Genomic DNA, 1,035 nt, shown 5'->3' on the forward strand with positions numbered 1-1,035 from the left:
ACCCCACCGAGCGGCTCAACCGAGAGATCCGCCGCCGCACCGACGTCGTGGGCATCTTCCCCAACCGAGATGCCATCGTCCGCCTCATCGGCGCCGTCCTTGCCGAGCAGACCGACGAATGGGCCGAAGGACGCCGATACCTCGGACTCGAAGTCCTGGGCCGCTGCCGACTCACCCTGACCACCGACACCGACACCAGCTCGCAGACGGAGGTGACCACTGATGCACTGATGCAACTACCCGCCTGATCACCAACGAAGGATCACAATTCAGTTACACCACTTCTAGGGGCTTGACCCAACAGTCTCTACGTCCACACCTGACCCACGACTTGGTCAACCCGGCCAGTCCGCGTCGGTCAGCGTCGCGTCCGGGCGCAGGCCGCGCCAGCTCGCGTGACGGAAACGGGTGGCGAATTCGCGGAAGTGCACCTTGCCGAGGAGGACTGGGTGTACCCACCGGACATGGCTGCTCGCCGCCCAGCGCGGGGTAGGGGTGGCGAACGGGTGGGTCGGGCGTTCAATCACGGTGAGTTGTCGCAGTAGGTCCTCGCGCTCTGCGCGGGTGAATCCGGTCGCGACATGGCCGACGTAGTGCAGCCCGCCGGTGGGGTGCACCGCGGCGAGCAACAGCGACTCCATCGTGTCGGGTGTCCCGATCCAGCCCGCTACGACCACCGTCGCGCTGACCCGCAATGGTTGCTTGATCCAGTCGCGTGAGCGCTCACCGGGCCGGTTGTCAACGGTTCGCGAAAACTGACCCCTGGTGGGTTTCTGAAAAGTGACCCTCTGGAGGGTGTGTGTTGGGAACTTGGGCCGTAGCCCGGGCTCTAGATTTGGTCGGCGAACCGGTGCCGGATGGCTGCCAGTTGTCGGCGTACTTCGTGCAGTTCGGCGCGGCAGCGCCGTTCCTTGCGGGCATCGCCGTGACCGCCTTGAATGTGTTCGATCTGCCGTGTGAGCGTGTCTGAGGCCCGTTGGAGTTCGGCGAGGAAGTACTGCGCCTGTAGAACGTCGGCGTCAACTGTTGCCACCG

At 64.9% G+C, this 1,035-nt stretch carries 3 protein-coding genes; 1 reads left to right on the forward strand and 2 read right to left on the reverse strand.

Annotation, left to right across the window (positions count from 1 at the left end; all coding sequences use genetic code 11):
• Positions 1 to 248 (forward strand): transposase (locus FOS14_RS24495; RefSeq protein WP_185981611.1); only part of this gene is annotated, 248 nt, incomplete at its 5' end.
• Between the two features lie 87 nt (positions 249 to 335).
• Here the strand turns inward: FOS14_RS24495 and FOS14_RS24905 are convergent.
• A complete protein-coding gene (locus FOS14_RS24905; RefSeq protein ID WP_185981936.1) occupies positions 336 to 695 on the reverse strand; it encodes a hypothetical protein in 360 nt (119 codons plus the stop codon).
• 134 nt (positions 696 to 829) lie between these two features.
• The coding region (locus FOS14_RS24910; protein ID WP_185981742.1) for a hypothetical protein at positions 830 to 1,035 on the reverse strand (206 nt) is incomplete at its 5' end.

The sequence above is a fragment of the Skermania sp. ID1734 genome (assembly GCF_007489285.1).
GTDB lineage: Bacteria > Actinomycetota > Actinomycetes > Mycobacteriales > Mycobacteriaceae > ID1734.